The organism is Streptomyces sp. UF-297, from assembly GCF_058245575.1.
This window is the reverse complement of record NZ_JBSIBZ010000126.1, coordinates 1-20,963: the sequence shown is the minus strand read 5'-3', so window position 1 is coordinate 20,963 and position 20,963 is coordinate 1. Positions and strand designations below refer to the sequence as shown.

General features: G+C 71.0%; 22 protein-coding genes. 15 read left to right on the top strand and 7 right to left on the bottom strand.

Annotated features, from left to right (window positions below; translation table 11 throughout):
- Nucleotides 1-129 precede the first annotated feature (129 nt).
- The 8 genes from AC4IJH_RS40300 to AC4IJH_RS40265 all read left to right on the top strand — a co-directional run bounded on the left by AC4IJH_RS40300 (nt 130) and on the right by AC4IJH_RS40265 (nt 6,976).
- Complete coding sequence (locus AC4IJH_RS40300; RefSeq protein WP_490856985.1) at nt 130-774, top strand: HAD family hydrolase; 645 nt, start codon at nt 130-132, stop codon at nt 772-774.
- A gap of 43 nt (nt 775-817) precedes the next feature.
- Nucleotides 818-2,068: an MFS transporter gene (locus AC4IJH_RS40295; RefSeq protein WP_490856984.1), complete on the top strand. Its 1,251-nt coding sequence runs from the start codon at nt 818-820 to the stop codon at nt 2,066-2,068.
- The gene (locus AC4IJH_RS40290; protein WP_490856983.1) at nt 2,019-3,194 is read left to right on the top strand and encodes an acetoin utilization protein AcuC; all 1,176 of its coding nucleotides are present in this window, start codon (nt 2,019-2,021) and stop codon (nt 3,192-3,194) included. Before AC4IJH_RS40295 ends, AC4IJH_RS40290 begins: the two co-directional genes overlap by 50 nt.
- An 83-nt stretch (nt 3,195-3,277) precedes the next feature.
- Nucleotides 3,278-4,114: a phosphatase gene (locus AC4IJH_RS40285; protein WP_490856982.1), complete on the top strand. Its 837-nt coding sequence runs from the start codon at nt 3,278-3,280 to the stop codon at nt 4,112-4,114.
- 128 nt (nt 4,115-4,242) lie between these two features.
- Nucleotides 4,243-4,452, top strand: coding sequence for a helix-turn-helix domain-containing protein (locus AC4IJH_RS40280; protein WP_051831566.1), 210 nt, complete (start codon nt 4,243-4,245; stop codon nt 4,450-4,452).
- Between the two features lie 131 nt (nt 4,453-4,583).
- Nucleotides 4,584-4,682 (top strand): 30S ribosomal protein bS22, encoded by a 99-nt coding sequence (locus AC4IJH_RS40275; RefSeq protein ID WP_003948845.1) that lies wholly within the window; start codon nt 4,584-4,586, stop codon nt 4,680-4,682.
- 222 nt (nt 4,683-4,904) lie between these two features.
- Nucleotides 4,905-5,954 (top strand): NAD-dependent epimerase/dehydratase family protein, encoded by a 1,050-nt coding sequence (locus AC4IJH_RS40270; protein WP_490856981.1) that lies wholly within the window; start codon nt 4,905-4,907, stop codon nt 5,952-5,954.
- Between the two features lie 14 nt (nt 5,955-5,968).
- A complete protein-coding gene (locus AC4IJH_RS40265) occupies nt 5,969-6,976 on the top strand; it encodes a lysophospholipid acyltransferase family protein (protein ID WP_490856980.1) in 1,008 nt (335 codons plus the stop codon).
- A 123-nt stretch (nt 6,977-7,099) separates the two neighbouring features.
- On the opposite strand, the gene AC4IJH_RS40260 is transcribed toward AC4IJH_RS40265, so the two are convergent.
- From AC4IJH_RS40260 to AC4IJH_RS40245, 4 genes are all read right to left on the bottom strand, one after another.
- A complete protein-coding gene (locus AC4IJH_RS40260) occupies nt 7,100-8,326 on the bottom strand; it encodes a DUF5667 domain-containing protein (protein ID WP_490856979.1) in 1,227 nt (408 codons plus the stop codon).
- Nucleotides 8,327-8,559: 233 nt separating this feature from the next.
- Nucleotides 8,560-9,354, bottom strand: coding sequence for an ECF subfamily RNA polymerase sigma factor, BldN family (locus tag AC4IJH_RS40255; protein WP_490856978.1), 795 nt, complete (start codon nt 9,352-9,354; stop codon nt 8,560-8,562).
- Between the two features lie 332 nt (nt 9,355-9,686).
- Nucleotides 9,687-10,679 (bottom strand): HAD family hydrolase, encoded by a 993-nt coding sequence (locus AC4IJH_RS40250; RefSeq protein WP_490856977.1) that lies wholly within the window; start codon nt 10,677-10,679, stop codon nt 9,687-9,689.
- Nucleotides 10,680-10,821: 142 nt separating this feature from the next.
- Nucleotides 10,822-11,100: a glutaredoxin family protein gene (locus AC4IJH_RS40245; protein WP_490856976.1), complete on the bottom strand. Its 279-nt coding sequence runs from the start codon at nt 11,098-11,100 to the stop codon at nt 10,822-10,824.
- Nucleotides 11,101-11,514: 414 nt separating this feature from the next.
- On the opposite strand from AC4IJH_RS40245, the gene AC4IJH_RS40240 reads away from it, so the two are divergent.
- From AC4IJH_RS40240 to hemB, 5 genes are read left to right on the top strand one after another with little or no spacing between them, the layout of a single operon-like run.
- Entirely contained in the window at nt 11,515-12,294 is a 780-nt protein-coding gene (locus AC4IJH_RS40240) for a redox-sensing transcriptional repressor Rex (protein WP_490856975.1), read from the top strand.
- Complete coding sequence (locus tag AC4IJH_RS40235) at nt 12,291-13,658, top strand: glutamyl-tRNA reductase (protein ID WP_490856974.1); 1,368 nt, start codon at nt 12,291-12,293, stop codon at nt 13,656-13,658. The genes AC4IJH_RS40240 and AC4IJH_RS40235 overlap by 4 nt, the downstream gene beginning before the upstream one ends.
- Nucleotides 13,655-14,635 (top strand): hydroxymethylbilane synthase, encoded by a 981-nt coding sequence (gene hemC / locus AC4IJH_RS40230; RefSeq protein ID WP_490856973.1) that lies wholly within the window; start codon nt 13,655-13,657, stop codon nt 14,633-14,635. Before AC4IJH_RS40235 ends, hemC begins: the two co-directional genes overlap by 4 nt.
- The gene (locus tag AC4IJH_RS40225; protein WP_490856972.1) at nt 14,632-16,305 is read left to right on the top strand and encodes a bifunctional uroporphyrinogen-III C-methyltransferase/uroporphyrinogen-III synthase; all 1,674 of its coding nucleotides are present in this window, start codon (nt 14,632-14,634) and stop codon (nt 16,303-16,305) included. The genes hemC and AC4IJH_RS40225 overlap by 4 nt, the downstream gene beginning before the upstream one ends.
- Nucleotides 16,302-17,303: a porphobilinogen synthase gene (gene hemB, locus AC4IJH_RS40220; RefSeq protein WP_490856971.1), complete on the top strand. Its 1,002-nt coding sequence runs from the start codon at nt 16,302-16,304 to the stop codon at nt 17,301-17,303. Before AC4IJH_RS40225 ends, hemB begins: the two co-directional genes overlap by 4 nt.
- Nucleotides 17,304-17,816: 513 nt before the next feature.
- On the opposite strand, the gene AC4IJH_RS40215 is transcribed toward hemB, so the two are convergent.
- Together AC4IJH_RS40215 and AC4IJH_RS40210 are read right to left on the bottom strand one after the other, a co-directional pair.
- Nucleotides 17,817-18,161 carry a hypothetical protein gene (locus AC4IJH_RS40215; protein ID WP_490856970.1) on the bottom strand — a complete coding sequence of 115 codons (345 nt, stop codon included), beginning with the start codon at nt 18,159-18,161 and terminating at the stop codon, nt 17,817-17,819.
- 171 nt (nt 18,162-18,332) lie between these two features.
- Nucleotides 18,333-18,854: a hypothetical protein gene (locus tag AC4IJH_RS40210; RefSeq protein ID WP_490856969.1), complete on the bottom strand. Its 522-nt coding sequence runs from the start codon at nt 18,852-18,854 to the stop codon at nt 18,333-18,335.
- A 154-nt stretch (nt 18,855-19,008) separates the two neighbouring features.
- Between AC4IJH_RS40210 and AC4IJH_RS40205 the strand changes: the two genes are divergently transcribed.
- Nucleotides 19,009-19,431: a VOC family protein gene (locus AC4IJH_RS40205; protein WP_490856968.1), complete on the top strand. Its 423-nt coding sequence runs from the start codon at nt 19,009-19,011 to the stop codon at nt 19,429-19,431.
- A gap of 12 nt (nt 19,432-19,443) precedes the next feature.
- Here the strand turns inward: AC4IJH_RS40205 and AC4IJH_RS40200 are convergent, their stop codons facing one another.
- A complete protein-coding gene (locus tag AC4IJH_RS40200) occupies nt 19,444-19,716 on the bottom strand; it encodes a hypothetical protein (RefSeq protein WP_490856967.1) in 273 nt (90 codons plus the stop codon).
- A 222-nt stretch (nt 19,717-19,938) separates the two neighbouring features.
- Here AC4IJH_RS40200 and AC4IJH_RS40195 point away from each other — a divergent pair, with 222 nt between their 5' ends.
- Complete coding sequence (locus tag AC4IJH_RS40195) at nt 19,939-20,910, top strand: hypothetical protein (RefSeq protein ID WP_490856966.1); 972 nt, start codon at nt 19,939-19,941, stop codon at nt 20,908-20,910.
- The last annotated feature ends 53 nt before the right edge of the window (nt 20,911-20,963 follow it).

Here is a 20,963-nt window from a genome sequence, read left to right as displayed (position 1 = left end):
GTGGGAGAGTAGGACGCCGCCGAACAATTTTTGTGGGGAGCCCCGCACCGTATGGTGCGGGGCTTTTCCGCGTTCAGAGGCAGTTTTTTTGGCAGCTCAAGGCAGTTGAGGCCCGTTTAGGGTCGAGGCATGCGCTATGACCTGGTCATCTTTGACAATGACGGAGTGCTCGTCGACAGCGAGCCGATCTCCAACACCATTCTTGCCGGGTATCTCACCGAGCTAGGGCACCCGACCTCGTACGAGGACTCGATCCGGGATTACATGGGCGCTGCCGTCCACCGGGTACACGACACCGTGCTGGAGCGGACCGGGCAGCGGCTGCCCGAGGACTTCGACGAGACACTGCACGCACGGATCTTCGCCGCGTTCGAGCGGGAGCTGGAGCCGGTGGCCGGCGCGACGGAGGTGCTGGCGAAGCTCGCCGCGGAGGGAATTGCGTACTGCGTAGCCTCCTCCGGAAGCCATGAGCGGATCAGGGTCGGGCACCGCAGGACCGGCCTGGAGAAATGGTTCGGTGAAGGCACCGTCTTCAGTTCGCAGGACGTGGGGAAGGGGAAGCCGGCGCCCGATCTGTTTCTGCACGCGGCGAAGAGCATGGGGGTGGCGCCCGAGCGCTGCGTCGTGGTGGAGGACAGTCCGCTGGGGGTGCAGGCGGCGGTGGCGGCGGGGATGGACGTGTACGGATTCACGGCGATGACGCCCGCCGGGCGACTGGGCGGGGCGACCGCGCTCTTCTCCGGCATGGCGGAGCTGCCGCAATTGCTGATGTGATCCATCTACCCAGCGGTAGTGGCGAGTTCTAGGCTGTGCGGCCATGACGGACCCGCCGATCCCAGGAGCCCGGCTGCGCAACGGCAGACGCGCGCTCTCCCTGAGCTTCTTCGTCCAGGGCGTCGTCTTCGCGCTGCTGGTGACCCGGATTCCGGCGATCCAGGACCGGTACGGGATGGCGGACGCGCTGCTGCCCGTCTTCCTGGCCGCGGTGCCGGTCCTGGCGGGCGTCGGGAGCGTGGCCACCGAGCACCTGGTCAAACGGGTGCGGCCGGGGCTGGTGCTGCGGTGCGTACAGCCCGTGGTGTGTCTGGCGCTGCTGGCGGTGGGCTCGGTGGGGTCGCTGGCCCAAGTAGCCGTCGCACTGGGCGTGTTCGGGCTGGCGGTGGGCGCGCTGGACGCCTCGATGAACATGCTGGGGGTCAGCCTCCAGCGGGAGTGCGGGCGCAGCATCATGCTGAGCTTCCACGCCGCGTACAGCCTGGGCGGGATCGTGGGGGCCTCGCTGGCCTGGCTGGGCGCGCACTACTCGCTCGAACTCGCGGTGCTCTACGGGCCGGTGGTGGCCCTCGTGGCGCCCGCCGCGCTGATCGCCGGGCGGTGGTACGCGGACCGGCCCGCCGAGCCCGCGGTCCAGGGCGTGGCACGGCGGCGGGCCGCGGCCGTCCCGGTGCGGGTGCTGCTGCCGCTGTGCCTGGTGATGGCGTTCGCGTACATCGGCGACTCGACGGTCGCCAACTGGAGCGCGAAGTACCTCCAGGACGTGCTGGGGAGTTCGGAGCAGCTGGCGACGGTCCCGTACAACGTCTACATGGTGACGACCTTGCTGGGGCGGGCCGTTGGGGATCTGGAGGTGCGGCGCTTCGGGGCGGTCGCGGTCGTACGGGCCGGGACGGTGGTGGCGGTGGCCGGCTTCGCGGTGGTGGCGGCGGCGCCCGGCGCCTGGCCGGGCATGGCCGGATTCACGCTGCTGGGGCTGGGGTTGTGCGTGATCGTGCCGCAGACGTTCGCGGCGGCGGGGCGGCGGGCCGAGGAGCACGGCGGTCCGCAGGCCTCGGACTCCGCGGTGGCGCGGCTGAATATCTTCAACTATGTGGGTTTTCTGGTGGGTTCGCCGCTGGTGGGCGCTCTGGGCGATGCGTGGAGTTATCGCGGGGCGATGCTGGTCCCGATGGCGCTGGTCGCGCTGACGTTGGTGTATGCCCCATCGTTCGGTTCCGGGGGCGCCCGATACGGTGGCGGGCATGAGCGGCCGCGCACAGCTGATGTGGGACGAGGCAGTAACGGGCTATGACTTCGGGCCCGGTCACCCGATGGACCCGGTGCGGCTCGCGCTGACCATGCGGCTGATCGAGGCGTACGGGCTCGCCGACGGCCCCCTGACGGTGGTCGCGGCCAAGGCGGCAGGCGATTCCACGCTGCGGCTCGTGCACCGCGAGGACTACATCGACGCGGTGCGCCGGGCCTCCGCCGATCCGCGGGACGCGGATGTCTCGTACGGCATCGGTACCGAGGACGATCCGGCCTTCAAGGGGATGCACGAGGCCGCCGCGCTGATCGCCGGGCAGTCGGTGGGGGCGGCGGAGGCGGTGTGGCGCGGGGAGGCGCTGCACGCGGTGAACTTCGCCGGCGGGCTGCACCACGCGATGCCGGGTGGCGCGGCCGGGTTCTGCGTCTACAACGACGCCTCGCTGGCGATCGCGCGGCTGCTGGAGCTGGGGGCGCGGCGGGTCGCGTACGTGGATGTGGACGTGCACCACGGGGACGGTGTGCAGGCCGCGTTCTGGGAGGACCCGCGGGTGCTCACGATCTCGCTGCACGAGCACCCGCGCACTCTCTTCCCGCGGACCGGCTGGCCGGAGGAGACCGGCGGGGACGGTGCGGAGGGCAGCGCGGTGAATGTGGCGCTGCCGGCCGGGACGGGGGACGCGGGCTGGCTGCGGGCCTTTCACGCGGTGGTCCCGGAGCTGCTGGGGGCTTTTCAGCCGGATGTGATCGTCACTCAGCACGGCGCCGACACCCACTTCGAGGACCCGCTGGCGCACTTGGCGGTGAGCGTGGACGCGCAGCGGGCGGTGGCCGAGGCCTGCCACGGCCTGGCGCACGAGCACGCCGAGGGGCGCTGGATCGCCCTGGGCGGCGGCGGTTACGCGGTGGTGGACGTGGTGCCGCGTACCTGGACGCACCTGGCCTCGATCGCCGCGGGACGGCCCGTGGACCCGGAGTCCGCGGTGCCCGAGGAGTGGCGCCACGAAGTCTTCCGGCTGACCCGGCAGTTGGCGCCGCACCGGATGACGGACGGGCGCGAGCCGTACTGGCGCGACTTCGCCGAGCAGGGCTACGACCCCGCCGACCGCCTCGACCAGGCCCTGCTGGCCACCCGCCGCGCCGTCTTCCCCGCGCACGGACTGCTCCCGTAGCAGGGCCTGTTGCCGCGGCAGAAGCCCACGGACGTGTGACTACCGGCCGGTTCGGGCATGAGGACGGAAAGCAACGCGCCAGCATGGAGGCCGTGTTGGACGCGGGGCTGGACAAGGACGCGCTGCGGGCGCATCTGGTCGCCACCGGGCTCTCGGGGACGATCGCGACCACGCGGGAGAAGAGCCTGGGCCGTTACCGGCTCTTCGCGGTGGGCGACCCACGGGTGCTGCTCGGGCTGGAGCCCGAGCGGGACTGGTCGCTGCGGGATCTCCTGGAGCTCATGGGGGCGATGTGCGGGGTTTCGGCCGACCCTGCGCACACTTCCGGCCCCGATGTGATCGACCCGGACCGTACGATCCAGGGGTTGGACGCCTTCGCCGACCGGGTCGGCGCGGCGGCCGTGCGGCGCTCGCCCGTACTGATCGGAACGGGCCATCCGCACCGTCTTCTGGGCTTCTACGCAGCCCTCGCAGACGCTCTCTCAGCGGTGGGATGCCCCGTCCTCACCCCGGAGTATGGCGGCAGTGTCGACATAGCGACCCGATTCGGGGTACGTACGTACAACCTTGACTACGTACGGGGAGTCGCGCTGATGCGCGAAGCAGGCGTGCGGCGCACTTCGAGTGAGCCGGGCGTACACACCCACTCCCCCCTCCCGGTTCGTACCGCCCTGGCCGCTGCCGCAGACGCCGCAGGCCCGCTTCCCGAGCTGGTGATCGGGGACCACGGCTGGGTCTGCGGAGCAGGTCAGCTGGGCTTTGAGGCCATCGGCCTGGCGGATACGGATGATCCCGCGCTGTTCGTCGGACGGGCCGAGGGGCGGGTGTCCGCCGTCGTTCCGCTTGATGACGCTGTGCGGTCTGATTACTACCGACCGCTTACTCGCTATGTACTCAATCGAGCGTGTCTGTCACAGTAGGCGGCCGATGGCTGCTCCTCTTCCCCACTCGCATCACCCGCCCCTAACCTGGGGAGTGAGCGCATAGCGACGAAGAGTCACCGGAGGGGAAGCCGGTGCCCGTCATGTGCGGAAGGTTCAGGTGTGTCATGGCTGCAGAGCAGAGGCCTCTGAATGAGGTCGTGTTCCTTACCGTGGCGGAAGTTGCCACGGTGATGCGAGTGTCGAAGATGACCGTGTACCGCTTGGTGCACAGTGGTCATCTGCCGGCGATCCGGGTGGGGAGGTCGTTCCGGGTGCCGGAGCAAGCGGTTCACGACTACCTCCGCGAGTCCTATGTGGGGGTGGAGTCGGCCTGAAAGAGCCCGTGATCCCATAGGGGAGACCCTCGGATTACGCCGTACGCCCGGTGGCGGGTAGGCTGGCCCGATGTAGGTAGTGTGGGCTCGGACGCCCCGCACCGAGTGATTCGAAGTGAGCGAGGGTAGTCGTGGGCTCTGTTATCAAGAAGCGGCGCAAGCGGATGGCGAAGAAGAAGCACCGCAAGCTGCTCAAGCGCACCCGTGTTCAGCGTCGCAACAAGAAGTAAGCGTCGCTGATCGCGATTCTGCAGCCCCCCACCACACTGTGCGGTGGGGGGCTGTGGTGCGTTCTGGCGGGAAAACGCCGGAATAGGGCGGCGATGCTCAGGCCAAGGCTTGAAATGTCGCTCCGTGCATCCGGCGGTCATCACAGGGCAACAAGCACCCGATAGCGTGGCCGCCGAAGCTCGGCTCAGGTGAGGGACCAGGGTGGGAAGGAAGGGCTGATCTTGGGCAAGGTCGTGCTCGTCACTGGAGTCGCACGACAGCTGGGGGGCCGGTTCGTACGACGCATTCAGCGCGACCCCGACGTCGACCGGGTGATCGGCGTGGACGCCGTACCTCCCGAGCACCATCTCGGCGGTGCCGACTTCCTGCAGGCCGACATCCGGCACCCGACCATCGCCAAGGTCGTGGCCGAGACCGGTGTCGACACGGTCGTCCACATGGACGTCAACGGGACACCGCTGGGCGCCCGCGGCAGCCGCGCGTCGGTCAAGGAGACCAACGTCATCGGCACCATGCAGCTGCTCGGCGCCTGCCAGAAGGCCCCCCATGTGAAGCGGCTGGTGGTGAAGTCCAGCACGAGCGTGTACGGGGCGGCCCCCCGCGACCCCGCCGTCTTCACCGAGACCACCCCGCCCAAGTCGCTGCCCCGCGGCGGCTTCGCCAAGGACGCGGTCGAGGTGGAGGGGTACGTACGCGGCTTCTCGCGGCGGCGGCCCGATGTGGCGGTGTGCGTCCTGCGCTTCGCCAACGTCCTGGGCCCGTGCGCGGACTCCCCGCTGGCGGAGTACTTCTCGCTGCCGGTGCTGCCCACCGTCCTGGGGTACGACCCGCGGCTGCAGTTCGTCCACGAGGACGACGCCATCGAGGTGCTGCGGCTGGCCGCCTCCAAGCCCCGGCGCGGCACGCTCAACAGCGGCACGTTCAACATCGCGGGCGACGGCGTGCTGCTGCTGTCGCAGTGTTCGCGGCGGCTGGGGCGGCCCACGCTGCCGCTGTTCCTGCCGACCGTCTCCTGGGCCGGCTCCGCGCTGCGCTCGCTCGGCGTCACCGACTTCTCGCCCGAGCAGCTGCGGATGCTCACCCATGGGCGGGTCGTCCAGACGACCCAGATGAGCGAGACACTGGGATTCCACCCGAAGTACACGACGGCACAGACCTTCGCGGAGTTCGTCCGCAGCCGTGGCGCCGGACTGCTGCCGCCCGAGCTGCTCGCCCGTACCGTCGACCGGCTCGCCGCCGTGCTCCCCGCACGCAGCGGCCCGACCCAGTGAGGAGTTCACCCACGATGGCGGACGCCAAGGTCATTCCGTTCGGCGAGGAGCCGAGGGCGCGCAGGAGGGCCAAGCGGGCGGGGCGTACGGGGCGGAGCGCGGCGCTCGCGCCCGTACCGGAGCAGCGGCACGAGAACGAGCAGGCACCGGCGCAGCGGGCCGGTGCGGCCGCCGAGGCCGGGCCGTCCTGGGAGGAGCGTCTGGCGGGCGGGCTGAGCTTCCTGCGCAGACGGATCACCGGCGAGTACGAGGTCGACGACTTCGGGTACGACAAGGAACTCACCGACCAGGTGATCATGTCGGTGCTGCGGCCGTTCTACGAGAAGTACTTCCGGGTCGAGGTGCGGGGTCTGGAGAACATCCCGGACACCGGCGGCGCGCTGATCGTCGCCAACCACTCCGGCACCCTCCCGGTGGACGGGCTGATGCTCCAGGTCGCCGTGCACGACCACCACCCCGCCGAGCGCCGGCTGCGGATGCTCGCCGCCGATCTCGTCTTCGCGCTGCCGGTGGTCAACGAGCTGTCGCGGAAGGCCGGGCACACCCTGGCGTGCGCGGAGGACGCGCAGATGCTGCTGGAGCGCGGCGAGCTGGTCGGGGTGATGCCGGAGGGCTTCAAGGGGATCGGGAAGCCCTTCTCGGAGCGCTACAAGCTCCAGCGGTTCGGGCGGGGCGGGTTCGTCTCGACGGCGCTGCGGGCCGGGGTGCCGATCGTGCCGTGCTCGATCGTGGGCGCGGAGGAGATCTACCCCAAGATCGGGAACGCCAGGACGCTGGCGCGGGTGCTGGGCATCCCGTACTTCCCGCTGACGCCGACCTTCCCGTGGCTGGGGGCGCTGGGCCTGGTGCCGCTGCCGACGAAGTGGACGATCCAGTTCGGGGAGCCGATCGCGACGGACGGGTATCCGGCGGAGGCGGCGGACGACCCGATGCTGATGTTCAACCTCACCGACCAGGTGCGCGAGACCATCCAGCACACGCTCTACAAGCTGCTGGTGCAGCGCAGGTCGGTCTTCTTCTGAGCCGTGCTTACGGGGCCGGGCGCCGTCGCGGGGTGTGCGCACACGCGGCGGCGCCCGGTGTTCGTCCGAGGGAAGGACCGGAAGAACACCGGGCGCCGGGCCGTGGCGATCGCCAGGAGGCCCTTACCGGGAGGAGTCCTCGCCGTCGATGCCGAGCCCGGGCAGCAGGTCAGGGAGCAGCGGCGGGATCGTGACATCGGGCTGGGCGGGCTTGCTCTCCTGGCCCTTGCCCGCCGGGGGCGGCGGGGTGGTCGCCTCGGCGGGTGGTTCCAGCAGACCGCCGGTGGTGCCGCCGAGCAGGCCCTCCTTCTGGGACGGGGAGGAGGACGGGCGCGGCTGGTGGGGCTTGCCGTCCTGCTTGCCGGAACCGGAGCCGTGGCCGGGCGTGGGACGGTGGTCGCCGCGCTGGGAGCTCGCGGCGCCGGTGCCGGGGGCGGCGGGGGTGCCGCCACGGCCGCTCGCGTTGCCCGGGACGGTGGGCAGCAGCGAGCGCAGCGGACCGACCTCGTCGTCTATGGCGGTGAAGACGGAGTTCACCTGGTCGCCGACGTCGGTGAGCTGGAGGGGGAGGCTCTCGCGCAGCTGGGACCAGCCGTCGCGGTGTGCCGTGGCGAAGGAGTCCAGGGCCTGCATGGGCCCCAGCGCGCCATCGCGTTTGTACGCCTCGCTCAGCAGCCGGTGGCCCTCGGTGGCGTCGTGCTGGACGCCGGACAGGGCCCGGCGGACCTCGCCCAGCGACTCGTGGTCCAGCTCGCCCGCGCGGCCGCGCTCCATGAGGCGGCGGGCCTCCTGCATGCGTGTGGAGGCCTGGTCGAGGTAGAGCCTGCCACGGTCGGACTCGTCGTCGGCCATGCCGAGTTTGAGGTCCTCCATGCCGCGCTTGAGGCCGTAGAGCGAATCGCCCGGCAGGGCGTCCGAGCTGGCCGCGGCGACCCCGCTGAACGCCCCGGCGGCCACCCCGACCGTCAGCCCGCCCGCGGCGAGCCCCTTGGTCAGGCGGGACTTGGGGCGCAGCCTGCCGATCGATTTGGCGGCCCGGTGCGCACCCCTGGCCGCTCGCTGCCGTGGCACCCGCTCACCGGGTGGTGGGGCCTCGCCCTCGGCGAACGCCGCCTCCATGGCGGCGATGAGCTGGGCGCGCTGGACGATTTTGACCTCGGGGTCCAGCTCCGGCCTGGGGAGCTCTCCGAGGCCGTCGGCCACCGCCAACAACCTTGCCGCTTCGGACCGTTCCGACTGGTGCGCCGGACTGCCGGCCTCGTCCTCGGCCGCCGTGTCCTGGAGGACCTGCTCCTCCAGGGCTTGGGCGAAGGCGTGAGCCCGCCGGTGCACCGATACGTTCGTGATCACGGGCGGCACCTCCTCTCGTCATCCCGCTCGACTCCCCGGACTGGCTTTGACTATCCAGACGGGCCGGAAGGTTGCACACCCTGCTCGCGTCCACTCGATCGAGTGAGGGGCTGCGGGCATGGCGTGACCGCAGGGAGCCTGCATCCCGCACAACGAGCGGCGCGGCACTCGGGTTACGCACTCACGATGATCTGACCGATTGGTCATGGGCCGTTACCGAGGGTCGGTGAGGGTCAGCGGGCGTCGTCCGGGAGGAGCCGCGCGAGGGTGCGTACGGCCCGGTACTGGAGTGTCTTGATCGCGCCTTCGTTCTTGCCCATGACGCGGGCGGTCTCGGCGACCGACAGGCCCTGCAGAAAGCGCAGCGTCACGCACTCCTGCTGCTGGGGGTTGAGCTTGCGCACCGCCTCCAACAGGGCGGCGTTGGAGAGGGATTCCAGGACGGAGTCCTCGGGGCTGCGCTCGACCTCGTTGGCGTCCAGCATCTCGCCGGTGGTCACTTCCAGGCGGAAGCGCGAGGACTTGAAGTGGTCGGCGACCAGATTGCGGGCGATGGTCACCAGCCAGGCGCCGAAGTCGCGGCCCTGCCAGGTGAAGGTGCCGATGCGGCGCAGGGCGCGCAGGAACGTCTCGCTGGTGAGGTCCTCGGCCGTGGCCCGTCCGCCCACGCGGTAGTAGATGTAGCGGTAGACCGTGTCGGCGTACTGGTCGTACAGGCGGCCGAAGGCGTCGGCCTCGCCGGCCTGGGCGCGTTCGACCAGGTCCATCATGCGGCGGCTGTCGCTGTCGGCGCCGGGGCGGCGTGCGGTGGAGGTGGCGGTGCCGGCGCGCCGGGCTCTGCCGGCCGTCGTCTTGCTGACCGCCGCGCTCCCGTCGGCCAGGGCATAGCAGGGACCGGCGGGGCCGGCGGCGGGCGAGGCGAAGGCGGGGACGGCGTACGCGGTGGGGACGAAACTGCGCAGGTGGTCGACGAGTGTCGTACGCAGCGTAGCCAGGCCCGAGGCGTCAACCCCGACGTGTGGGTACACGGGACTCCCAGAGGCAGAGCTTCCATCACGTGCAGTGCGGGACCGTTCACCCGTCGTAGGGACGCGTGGGTACCGGTTTGCGTCTGAGGAGAATAACGCTTCGTACAGGCAGCGCTACACCTAGTTGCTCAAATCATCGATTACGTCTGTTCCGTTATGGATTGGTGCTCGATCAAGTACCAAACCTTGGACAGAAATTGATCGGATGGGAGCGTGATCTGCCTGCTTGCGGGGCGTGTTGTGGCTGCCCGGCAGCAATGGGACTGGCGGGGGACCGGTGGGGGTATGCAGCAGGGATTGCCCGGTGTGCGACGCGTAGTGATCAAGAAAGGTCAGCGGCGGCGGCGCTGGAGGGCCACCGCGGCGGCCGCGCCGCCCGCGAGGGCGCCCACCCCGGCGGCGGCCGGAATCCCGATCCTGGCCGCCTTGCGGCCCGTTCGGTAGTCCCGCAGCCGCCAGCCCTGTTCGCGGGCGTACTTGGCCAGCCGGCTGTCGGGGTTGACGGCGTAGGGGTGGCCGACCAGGGAGAGCATGGGGATGTCGTTGGCGGAGTCGCTGTAGGCGGCGCAGCGCGACAGGTCCAGGCCCTCGGCGGCGGCCAGGGCGCGTACCGCCTCGGCCTTGGCGGGGCCGTGCAGCGGCTCGCCCACCAGCTTGCCCGTGTAGACGCCGCCCACGGACTCGGCGACGGTGCCCAGGGCGCCGGTCAGGCCCAGGCGGCGGGCGATGATCGTCGCGGTCTCCACCGGGGCCGCGGTCACCAGCCAGACCTTCTGGCCCGCGTCCAGGTGGGCCTGGGCCAGCGCGCGGGTGCCCGGCCAGATGCGCTCGGCCATGTACTCGTCGTAGATCTCCTCGCCGATGGTCATCAGCTCGGAGACGCGGTGGCCCTGGACGATGGACAGCGCGCTGTTGCGGGCGTCCTCGACGTGTTCGGGGTTCTCCGAGCCCACGACCCGGAAGTAGATCTGCTGCCAGACGAACCGGGCCAGGTCGCGCTTGTGGAAGAAGCGGCGTTTGTAGAGGCCGCGGCCGAAGTGGAAGAGGGACGCGCCCTGCATGACGGTGTTGTCGAGGTCGAAGAAGGCCGCGGCGTGCTCGTCGCCGACGACGGGGAACTCCGGTTCCGCGGACGCCTTCTCGTCCTGGAAGGAGGCCTGTGCCTCGGCTTCCTGGGAGGACTTGCGCGCGGCCTCGGCCGCGGCCTCGCCCGCGAGCACGCTCCGCGCGGTCGCGGGGCGCCTACGGCGGGTGAACCATCCAAGTCGACGGGGCGCGCCGTAGGCGCTCGTACCGGTGTGGTGGTCGGGCGACGGGTGGGCCATAACACCAGCCTAGCCAGTTTGTTCGGAGCAACCGGTTACGGCTGGGTGTCGGGCAGGCCGGGGGACGCCGACAGGTGCGTTACGGCCATCCCTGCCGATCAAATGGCGATCAAGGGCGGATCAAGGGGGCGCCAAAGGGGCCTCAAGCGCCCAGTGCCTTCCGCAGCCGCTGCGGGTCCACGCGCCAGAAGTCGTGCTGGGCGCCGTCCACCAGGACGACCGGAATCTGTTCCCAGTACTTGCGGTGCAGCTCCTGGTCCTCGGTGATGTCCTTCTTCTCCCAGGAGGCGCCGGTTTCGGCGCAGACCTTCTCGATCACTTCTTGTGCGGTGTCGCACAAGTGGCAGCCGGGCTTGCCGATCAAGGTGACCAGGCGGTCGGCGGGGTTCTTGCGGGCGCTGCGGCTGAACAAGGGGGCCATGTACGTCATTGTGCCTCTCCGCCCCGCGGGCGCTTCCTCCTCCTGATGTCCGCGCGATGTGCGTGAGATCTCACCGCGCGGTGCCACTGTCGGGGTAGTCCGGGGCGGTCCGTGAGGGCCCTGTGGTCGATTACCATCGGTGGGCGATTTGTAGGCGTCCGGGGGGATAGCGGTGAGGAGTGAGAGCACGTGCTCCCGTCGGTCCTCCCGCGTTACTGGCGGGTTGCGTGCGAACGGTGCGCTACGGGAGTTGGTTCCGCGAAGTGTCGTAAAAGCCGCGTGACGCCGGTCACTTTGGCCGGACAAAGCGGACACTATCTTTGTGCACGCGTTCACAAAGGCATAGCCTGCGTTCGACGGGGTGGTCCTGGGACAAGGTGCCGCCCACAGCCTCGCTCTACCCGCAGGAGCACCGTGGCAACTGGCCGAACTCACCGACCGGCGACCCGAAGCCGAGGGATTCCCGAGGCCACCGTCGCCCGGCTTCCGCTGTATCTGCGCGCGCTGACCGCGCTGTCCGAGCGCTCGGTTCCCACGGTCTCCTCCGAGGAGCTCGCGGCCGCCGCCGGGGTCAACTCCGCCAAGCTGCGCAAGGACTTCTCCTACCTCGGCTCCTACGGGACCCGCGGCGTGGGCTACGACGTCGAGTACCTCGTCTACCAGATCTCCCGCGAGCTGGGCCTGACCCAGGACTGGCCGGTTGTGATCGTCGGTATCGGTAACCTCGGCGCCGCGCTGGCCAACTACGGCGGCTTCGCCTCCCGTGGCTTTCGCGTCGCGGCCCTGATCGACGCCGACCCGGCCATGGCGGGCAAGCCCGTCGCCGGCATCGCGGTGCAGCACACCGACGAGCTGGAGCAGATCATCGCCGACAACGGCGTCTCGATCGGCGTGATCGCGACCCCGGCCGGCGCCGCCCAGCAGGTCTGCGACCGCCTGGTGGCCGCGGGGGTCACCTCCATCCTCAACTTCGCCCCGACCGTGCTGACCGTCCCGGACGGCGTGGACGTACGCAAGGTCGACCTGTCGATAGAACTGCAGATCCTGGCCTTCCACGAGCAGCGCAAGGCGGGCGAGGACGGCAGCGGCGCCGCCCCCGGTGCCGCGGGCGCCGCACCGGCCCGCGCGCCCCGTACGGACGCCGACGAGCGCAAGGGACCCGACGGGGACGTACCCGCCGTGATGCCGGCATGAGCCTGCTCGTTGTCGGACTGAGCCACCGGACCGCCCCGGTCAGCGTGCTGGAGCGGGCCGCGATCGCGCCCGAGGTGCGCGGCAAGCTGCTGCAGGACGCCGTGTCGGCCGAGCCGACCACGGAGTCCGCGGTGCTCTCCACCTGCAACCGCATCGAGCTGTACGCGGACGTGGACAAGTTCCACGCCGGCGTCGCCGAGCTCTCCACCCTGCTCGCCCGGCACGGCGGCGCGGGCCTGGAGGAGCTGACCCCTTATCTGTACGTCCACTACGAGGACCGCGCCGTTCACCACCTCTTCTCGGTGGCCTGCGGCCTGGACTCCATGGTGGTCGGCGAGGGCCAGATCCTCGGCCAGATCAAGGACGCGCTCGCCGTCGCCCAGCAGCAGCACACCGCGGGCCGGCTGCTCAACGACCTCTTCCAGCAGGCGCTGCGGGTCGGCAAGCGCGCCCACAGCGAGACCGGCATCGACAAGGCGGGCCAGTCCCTGGTCACCTTCGGCCTGGAGCAGCTGGCCGCGGGCGGTGACGTGGAGGCGTGGGCCGGGGGCAAGCGGGCGCTGGTGATCGGCGCGGGCTCGATGTCCTCGCTGGCCGCCACCACGCTCGTACGCGCCGGAATCGGCGAACTGGCCGTGGCCAACCGGACGTTGGAGCGGGCCGAGCGGCTCACCCGGATCCTCACCGAGCCCGGCGCCCCCGGCGCGGCGAACGGGCTGAGCGCCCGCGCCGTACCGATGGAGGCCCTGGCGGGCGAGCTCTCCCGCGCCGATGTCGTCGTCTCCTGTACGGGCGCGACCGGCCTGGTCCTGACCGGCGAGGCGGTCGCTGCGGCGGCCGAGGGGCGCGGCGGCGAGCTGGCCCTGCTGGACCTGGCCATGCCGCGGGACATCGACGCCGCCGTCCACCGGATCGAGGGCGTGCGCCTCGTCGACATCGAGTCGCTGGCCGACGCTTCCGCGGACGCGCCGATGGCGGCCGATGTGGACCAGGTGCGCGGCATCGTCTCCGAAGAGGTCGCCGCCTTCGGCGCCGCCCAGCGGGCCGCGCACATCACGCCCACCGTGGTCGCGCTGCGCACCATGGCGGCGGACGTCGTCGCGGGCGAGATCGCCCGGCTGGACGGCCGCCTTCCCGACCTGGACGACAAGCAACGCGCGGAGATCACCCAGACCGTGCGCAGGGTCGTCGACAAGCTCCTGCACGCCCCGACCGTGCGGGTCAAGCAGCTGGCGAGCGAGCCCGGCGGCGCCGGGTACGCGGACGCGCTGCGCGAACTCTTCGACCTGGACCCGCAGACGGTCGCCGCCGTCAGCCGGGCCGACACGGCGAACACGAACGACTCGAAACGGGGGCACGCATGACCGACGGAAGTCGCAGGGCTCTGCGGCTCGGCACGCGGCGCAGCAAGCTCGCCATGGCCCAGTCAGGGCAGGTCGCCCAGGCGGTCAGTGAGCTGACGGGCCGCCCCGTCGAGCTGGTGGAGATCACCACGTACGGCGACACCTCGCGCGAGCACCTCGCGCAGATCGGCGGGACCGGCGTCTTCGTCTCCGCGCTGCGCGACGCGCTGCTGGCGGGCGAGATCGACTTCGCCGTGCACTCGCTCAAGGACCTGCCCACCGCGCAGCCCGAGGACCTGGCGCTGGCCGCCGTCCCGGTGCGCGAGGACCCGCGCGACGCCCTGGTGGCGCGCGACGGCCTCACCTTCGAGCAACTGACCGCGTCCGGCGACGGCGTCGCGCGGGTGGGGACCGGATCCCCGCGCCGCATGGCGCAGTTGAACGCCTGGGCCAGGTCGCTGGGGCGCCGTATCGAGACCGTGCCGATCCGTGGGAACATCGACACCCGCATCGGCTACGTCGAGTCGGGCGAGCTGGACGCGGTCGTGCTGGCCGCCGCCGGCCTGTCCCGTATCGGACGCTCCGACGTGGTGACCGAATTCGTGTCGCCCGACGCAGTTTTGCCCGCCCCCGGCCAGGGGGCCCTGGCGGTGGAGTGTGCCGCGGTCAACGCGGACCTCGCCGCTCAGCTCGCCGAGCTCGACGACCCGTACACCCGGGCCGCCGTGACCGCCGAGCGTTCCCTGCTCGCCGCCCTGGAGGCCGGCTGCTCCGCACCTGTGGGTGCGCTGGCCGACCTGCAGGCCGATGGGCAGGTTGTCACCGAACTGCGCCTGCGCGGTGTCGTCGGCTCGACCGACGGCGCGACGCTGGTGCAGATGTCCACCACCGGGCACGTACCCGCATCCCACGACGACGCCATGGCCCTGGGCCGTGAACTCGCCGTCGAGATGCTCGCAAAGGGTGCGGCCGGTCTTATGGGGGAGCGAGCACTTTGAACCCCACCGCCCCGAACCACCCCGCCGCCGGCCAGGTCACCTTCCTCGGTGCCGGGCCCGGAGATCCGGGCCTGCTGACGCTTCGCGCCGTGGAGGCACTGGCACAAGCGGACGTGCTGATCGCCGACCCACAGGTGCTCGACGTCGTCCGCGCGCATGCGCGGGCCACTGTGGACACACCACTGCAGGCCGCAGCTGACGAGGCGTCAATCCCCGACGGTGTCCCGGCGTTGCGGTCCACGACCAGCAGCTCACCGAGCGATGCGGCCAATCTTGTCATGGGCGCCGCGCGCACCGGCAAGCGGGTCGTGCGTGCGGTCTCCGGCGACCCCGGCCTGGACGCCAACTGCGCCGAGGAGATGCTGGCGTGCGCCGCTGAGGGCATCGTCTTCGAGGTCGTGCCCGGCATCGCCGCCGCGGTCGGTGTGCCCGCGTACGCGGGTGTGCCGCTGCGGGACGCGCAGGGCACGGACGTACGTTTCATCGACGCGCGCAGCGCCGACGACCGCTGCTGGTCGGAGGTGGGCGCCAGCGACGCCACCGCCGTGGTCTCCACGACCCTGGACACCGTGGCCGCGGCCGCCGGTGAACTGGTCGCGGCGGGCCGCAAGCCCGACACCCCGATGACGGTCACCGCCGCCGGTACGACCACCCGCCAGCGCACCTGGACCGCCACCCTCGGCACCGTCGCGCAGGTCCTCAAGGCCGCCAAGGTGCTGCCCTCGCCCGACGGCGGGCAGCCGGTCATAGCCGTGGTCGGTGAGCGCAGCGCGGCCGCCCAGCGCGACCAGCTGTCGTGGTTCGAGTCCAAGCCGCTGTTCGGCTGGAAGGTGCTCGTACCGCGCACCAAGGAGCAGGCCGCCTCGCTCTCCGACCAGCTCGTCTCCTACGGCGCGGTGCCGCACGAGGTCCCGACCATCGCGGTCGAACCGCCGCGTACGCCCCAGCAGATGGAGCGCGCGGTCAAGGGCCTGGTCACCGGGCGCTACGAGTGGATCGCCTTCACGTCCGTGAACGCGGTCAAGGCGGTCCGCGAGAAGTTCGAGGAGTACGGGCTGGACGCCCGTGCCTTCGCCGGGATCAAGGTCGCGGCGGTCGGCGAGCAGACCGCCAAGGCGCTGGTCGCCTTCGGCGTCAAGCCCGACCTGGTGCCCAGCGGCGAGCAGTCGGCCGCGGGCCTCCTGGAGGACTGGCCGCCCTACGACCCCGTCTTCGACCCGATCGACCGGGTCTTCCTGCCGCGCGCCGACATCGCCACCGAGACCCTGGTGGCCGGGCTGATCGAGCTGGGCTGGGAGGTGGACGACGTCACCGCCTACCGGACGGTGCGCGCCTCGCCGCCGCCGGCCGAGACCCGCGAGGCCATCAAGGGCGGCGGCTTCGACGCCGTGCTGTTCACCTCGTCCTCGACGGTGCGCAACCTCGTCGGTATCGCCGGCAAGCCGCACAACGTGACCGTGATCGCCTGCATCGGTCCGGCCACCGCCAAGACCGCCGAGGAGCACGGGCTGCGCGTGGACGTGCTCTCGCCCGAGCCCTCGGTGCACAAGCTGGCCGAAGCGCTCGCTGACTTCGGCGCGGCGCGGCGCGATGCCGCGCTGGAGGCCGGTGACCCGGTCACGCGCCCCAGCGAGCGCCGGCCCGGATCGCGTAGAAGGGCACGCAGTTGAGCACGCTCGGTACCTCGTACGGAACCTTCCCCGGCGCGCGGCCGCGACGGCTGCGCACCACCCCCGCCATGCGGCGGATGGTCGCGGAGCACCGGCTGCACCCGGCCGATCTGATCCTGCCCGCGTTCGTCCGGGAGGGCATCAGCGAGCCCGCGCCGATCTCGGCGATGCCCGGGGTCGTCCAGCACACCCGTGACACCCTGCGCAAGGCCGCCGTCGAGGCGCGCGAGGCGGGGGTCGCCGGGATCATGCTGTTCGGCATCCCGCAGGACGCGAAGAAGGACGCCGTGGGTACGGCGGGCACGGACCCCGACGGCATCCTGCAGGTCGCCATCCAGGACGTACGCGCCGAGGTCGGCGACGACCTGGTGATCATGTCCGACCTGTGCCTGGACGAGTACACCGACCACGGGCACTGCGGTGTGCTGGACGAGGCGGGCCGGGTGGACAACGACGCGACGCTGGAGCGCTACGCCGAGATGGCGCAGGTCCAGGCGGACGCGGGCGTCCATGTCGTGGGCCCCTCGGGGATGATGGACGGCCAGGTCGGCGTCATCCGGGACGCGCTGGACCAGACCGGGCACGAGGACGTCTCGATCCTCGCGTACACCGCGAAGTACTCCTCCGCGTTCTACGGGCCCTTCCGCGAGGCGGTGGCCTCCTCGCTCAAGGGCGACCGCAAGACCTACCAGCAGGACCCCGCCAACTTGCGGGAGTCCATGCGGGAGTTGGCGCTCGACCTCGAAGAGGGCGCCGACATGGTGATGGTCAAGCCGGCGCTGCCCTACCTGGACGTGCTCGCGAAGATCGCCGACGCGGTCGAGGTGCCGGTCGCGGCGTACCAGATCAGCGGTGAGTACGCGATGGTCGAGGCGGCCGCGCAGAACGGCTGGATCGACCGCGACAAGGCCATCCTGGAGACGCTCACGGGCATCAAGCGCGCGGGCGCCAACATGATCCTCACCTACTGGGCGACCGAGGTGGCCCGGGGGCTGTAGGAATGCCTGACTGCTAGTCACCGAGCCCCGCCTTCCTTCGGGAGGGCGGGGCTCGGCCGTGTCCCGAAGGGGCGCGGGGCCGTGTCGATGTGCGGCTCCGCCGCGTGGGCGCGACCAGCTGCAACGAGTCCGCAGGGGGCGGACGTCCGAGCGCTTCGGGTGTCACCCGCACGCGTGACCGCGTGGCACGTCCTGGATTGACCGAGGCCCCGCGTCGGTCGGGCCGATGCGGGGCCTTGGGGTGGGACACAGCAAGAAACGCCCCGGACTGGCCACGGCCTCGGTCAGCCGAGTCCGGTCCTCCACCGAGGGATGCGCGTGCGGGGAAGGCGTGGACAGAGCGAGAACGAGGGCGCGGCTGCAAGCTACAGCAGAACGCGCGTGCCGCACCACGCGGCGGGAGGGCAGCCGGGTGACCTCGGCGCACAGCGAAGCGGGCCGGGCCGTGAGGCCGGGCCCGCTGTGCCGTCCACACCACCACGCGAGGCGGCGGCACTGACGAGGGAAGAACGATCAGCCGAGGGGCACACCGGCGGGGAGGCCGCCGATCATCTGCGCCGGACCCGGGGCACCGGCGGCCTTGGGGGCGTCGCCGACCTTGGTCTTGGCGTTGGTGGTGTTGTCCGTCTTCAGCTTCTCCGCGACCTTTTCGAGGGCGACCACGAACGCCTTGATGTTGAGGTCGCCGAGCGGGTTCTTCACGTCCTGCTTGGTCTTGGTGTCCGAGTCCAGCAGCTGCTTCTCCGCCTGCTTGGGGGCACCAGGAGCGTTGTCGACGTCGTCGGCGAAGGCGGGCGAGGCGACCCCCATGGCCATCACAGAACCGGCAACGACCGCAGCGGCCTTCGTGTACTTCACTTCAGCGTCCCTCTCTGACGGCGGCGTCTGAATACGGCCACGACCCTCGCGCCGCCCGGACGACTTGCTGACCGTCCGGAACCCCACTGTCACCACCCATAACGGCGCTCACCACGGACGGGAAACCCTGATCCGCCGGTGCAGTCCGCAATCACCCGAATACCGCAACCCTTATGCGATGAGATACCGGATGCGCCAGGTGAGTGCGTCGGCGTATTCCGCCCGGAACACCACGGAGGTCGACCTGCCCGCTTTCAGCGGGCCCAACTCGCATGTGCTGACAAGGGTGTTGCTCATGCAGCGCGCGTCATCGGCCTGCTGCTCCCGGTTTTCGGGATGGCTCCGGTACGCCCGCTCGGCCAGGGCCAGCAGCGCGGCGTCGCGCGGCGTGCGCCGCCGTTCCCGCTCGTACCGCTCCAGCGCGTACAGGGCCGCCTCAGCCCGGCGCCGCACCGGGTCCGAGGGGCCCCCGAGCCCGTTCTCGGCCCGCAGCGAGACCCAAGTGGCGTCCTTCTGGCCTGTGTTGGCGATGGTCAGCTTCAGGGCCGAGCGATCCCTGCCGTCGTACGCCATCGACGCGGTGAGCCGGGGTCCGTCGTCCCGCGCCGCCGTACGGGGCGCCGCGGCGGCAGGAGGCGCGAGGGCGGCCCCGGTGAAGGCGGCGGCCGCCGCCGCGAGCGCGACAGTCCGCATACGACCGCCCACCTTTCCTGGCGCTCCCCGAAAAGAAGCCCCTGTACAGACCGCCGGACATCGCTTTACGATCCCCGTACGGCATCGCGTGTCGGTCACCGTCCGGGTGAGGCATGGAGGTGCCCGTGAGTTTGCCTTACGGAGGCATTCCACAGTGTCAGTCGAGCTGAACCACACCATCATTCACTCCCGGGACAACCGGGAATCCGCCGAGTTCCTGGCGAACATCCTGGGTCTGGAGATCGGGACCGAGTGGGGCCCGTTCATCCCCGTCGCCACCGGAAACGGCGTCACTCTGGACTTCGCGACCATTCCCGCGGAGTCGATCGTCATGCAGCATTACGCGTTCCTCGTCACGGACGGCGAGTTCGACGCGGCCTTCGAGCGGATCGAGCGGGCGGGAATCACGTATTTCGCCGATCCGCAGGGCACGTTGGCGGGCCAGATCAATCACCACCACGGCGGGCGCGGCCTGTATTTCATGGACCCGGCAGGCCACGGCATGGAGATCCTGACCCGCCCGTACGGCAGCCATGAGGCACCGCCCGCCGCGGAGGGAAGGGCGAGCGCGCGCTAGCCCGCCGACCGGTCATCTGCCGGTGAGCGTGTCCACCGTCGCCTGCAGCTGCCGTACGGCCTCGGGGCTGATGCGGTTGCGCGCCGCGGCCTGTTCGCAGGCCAGCGGGGTCAGGCTGGACGCCGCGATCAGGGGCTTCGCGGCCTTGCACAGCGCCGCGGCGGGCACGGCGGAGCCGTCGGGCAGGGTGATGGCGGTGGGGTCGGGAGCGGCGGCAGCAGCGGCCGGTCCCACCGTCAGACCCGTGACACAAGCGGTCAGGAGCGCGATACAGATGCGTCGCATGAGGCCTTCTTCCGTTCCACGCCGGTGACGATCACCGGTCCTCATGTACCTGCCACGCCACGCCGGTCCGCCAATCCGGTTTCACCCGGCTGGGGGAGGCGGCGACAGGAGCGCTGCGGTGAACTGGCCCTGAACGCACCGGAATTCAGTGGTTGAGGGCGTCCTGCGCCGCTAGGTTGGAGCGCTCTTGATCGGCTGGAATCCGCAGAGAGGGATCACTCCGTGCGTATACGTACTGGTCGACGACGCTCCGGGTGCTCGTGGAGAACCGGGGCCCTCGGGCTCCTCGGCGCGGTGGGCCTGCTGGGCGCCCTCGCCGTCCCGGCGGGCGCCGCTGCCGCCCCGCAGCGCACCGGCACCACCTCGTACTCCTTCACCAGCGCCGCGGGCGACTACATCGGCGGCGGACGCACCGCCGCGTACAGGGCCCCCGCCGACAGGATCGGCATCGGCGGGAGCGCGCAGAATCTCCGGCTCTCCGTCTCCAGCGGTTCCGACGCCTCCGACGGCTGGTCGGTGGAGCTCGCCGCTCCGCGCGGGGACAAGCTCCGTCCCGGCATCTACCGCGACGCCGAGCGCGCGGCCTTCCGCACGGGCCGTTCGCCGGGCCTGGACGTCTCCGGCAACGGTCGCGGATGCAACGAGGTGTACGGGCAGTTCGCGGTGAACCAGATCGAGACCGACGCGAACGGCGCCGTCACGCTCCTGGACGCGACCTTCACGCAGAAGTGCGAGCGCGCCGACGCCGCACCGCTCAAGGGCACCGTCAAGTACCGCGCGCACCCGCTGTCCTACCGCTACACCAGCGACCCGGGCGACTACATCGGCGCGGGCGGCAGCGCCTCCTACACCGGCTCCACCAGCACCTTCGCGCTGAGGGGCGCGGTGGACGGCATCGTCGACCACAGCGTCTCGGGCAAGCGCGACCACTGGTCGGTCCGGCTCGCGGCCCCCGCGGGGGAGCGCCTGGTGCAGGGCCGTACGTACCGGGCCAACCGCATGGGCGACGACGGTGCGGCGCAGCTCGATGCCACCGGCAACGGCCGTGGCTGCAACCGGAGTTCAGGAGAGTTCACGGTCACCGGGCTGGTCGCCGACGACGCGGGAACGATCGAGGCGCTCGCCGTCACCTTCGTCCAGCACTGCGAGGGAGCGGCACCCGCACTGCGCGGCACCATCCGCTACTTCGCCTGACGCGCAACGGGGCACTCCGGTGTGCGGGCGCAACCGCCTTCGCGCCCGCACAC

Coding starts and splice junctions, on each gene's coding strand:
- AC4IJH_RS40265 (WP_490856980.1), top strand. CDS start 5,969: ATGGCGGACGCCAAGGTCATTCCGTTCGGCGAGGAGCCGAGGGCGCGC.
- AC4IJH_RS40210 (WP_490856969.1), bottom strand. CDS start 18,854: ATGCGGACTGTCGCGCTCGCGGCGGCGGCCGCCGCCTTCACCGGGGCC.
- AC4IJH_RS40295 (WP_490856984.1), top strand. CDS start 818: ATGACGGACCCGCCGATCCCAGGAGCCCGGCTGCGCAACGGCAGACGC.
- AC4IJH_RS40280 (WP_051831566.1), top strand. CDS start 4,243: ATGGCTGCAGAGCAGAGGCCTCTGAATGAGGTCGTGTTCCTTACCGTG.
- AC4IJH_RS40235 (WP_490856974.1), top strand. CDS start 12,291: ATGAGCCTGCTCGTTGTCGGACTGAGCCACCGGACCGCCCCGGTCAGC.
- AC4IJH_RS40250 (WP_490856977.1), bottom strand. CDS start 10,679: ATGGCCCACCCGTCGCCCGACCACCACACCGGTACGAGCGCCTACGGC.
- hemC (WP_490856973.1), top strand. CDS start 13,655: ATGACCGACGGAAGTCGCAGGGCTCTGCGGCTCGGCACGCGGCGCAGC.
- AC4IJH_RS40300 (WP_490856985.1), top strand. CDS start 130: ATGCGCTATGACCTGGTCATCTTTGACAATGACGGAGTGCTCGTCGAC.
- AC4IJH_RS40290 (WP_490856983.1), top strand. CDS start 2,019: ATGAGCGGCCGCGCACAGCTGATGTGGGACGAGGCAGTAACGGGCTAT.
- AC4IJH_RS40245 (WP_490856976.1), bottom strand. CDS start 11,100: ATGGCCCCCTTGTTCAGCCGCAGCGCCCGCAAGAACCCCGCCGACCGC.
- AC4IJH_RS40200 (WP_490856967.1), bottom strand. CDS start 19,716: ATGCGACGCATCTGTATCGCGCTCCTGACCGCTTGTGTCACGGGTCTG.
- AC4IJH_RS40285 (WP_490856982.1), top strand. CDS start 3,278: ATGGAGGCCGTGTTGGACGCGGGGCTGGACAAGGACGCGCTGCGGGCG.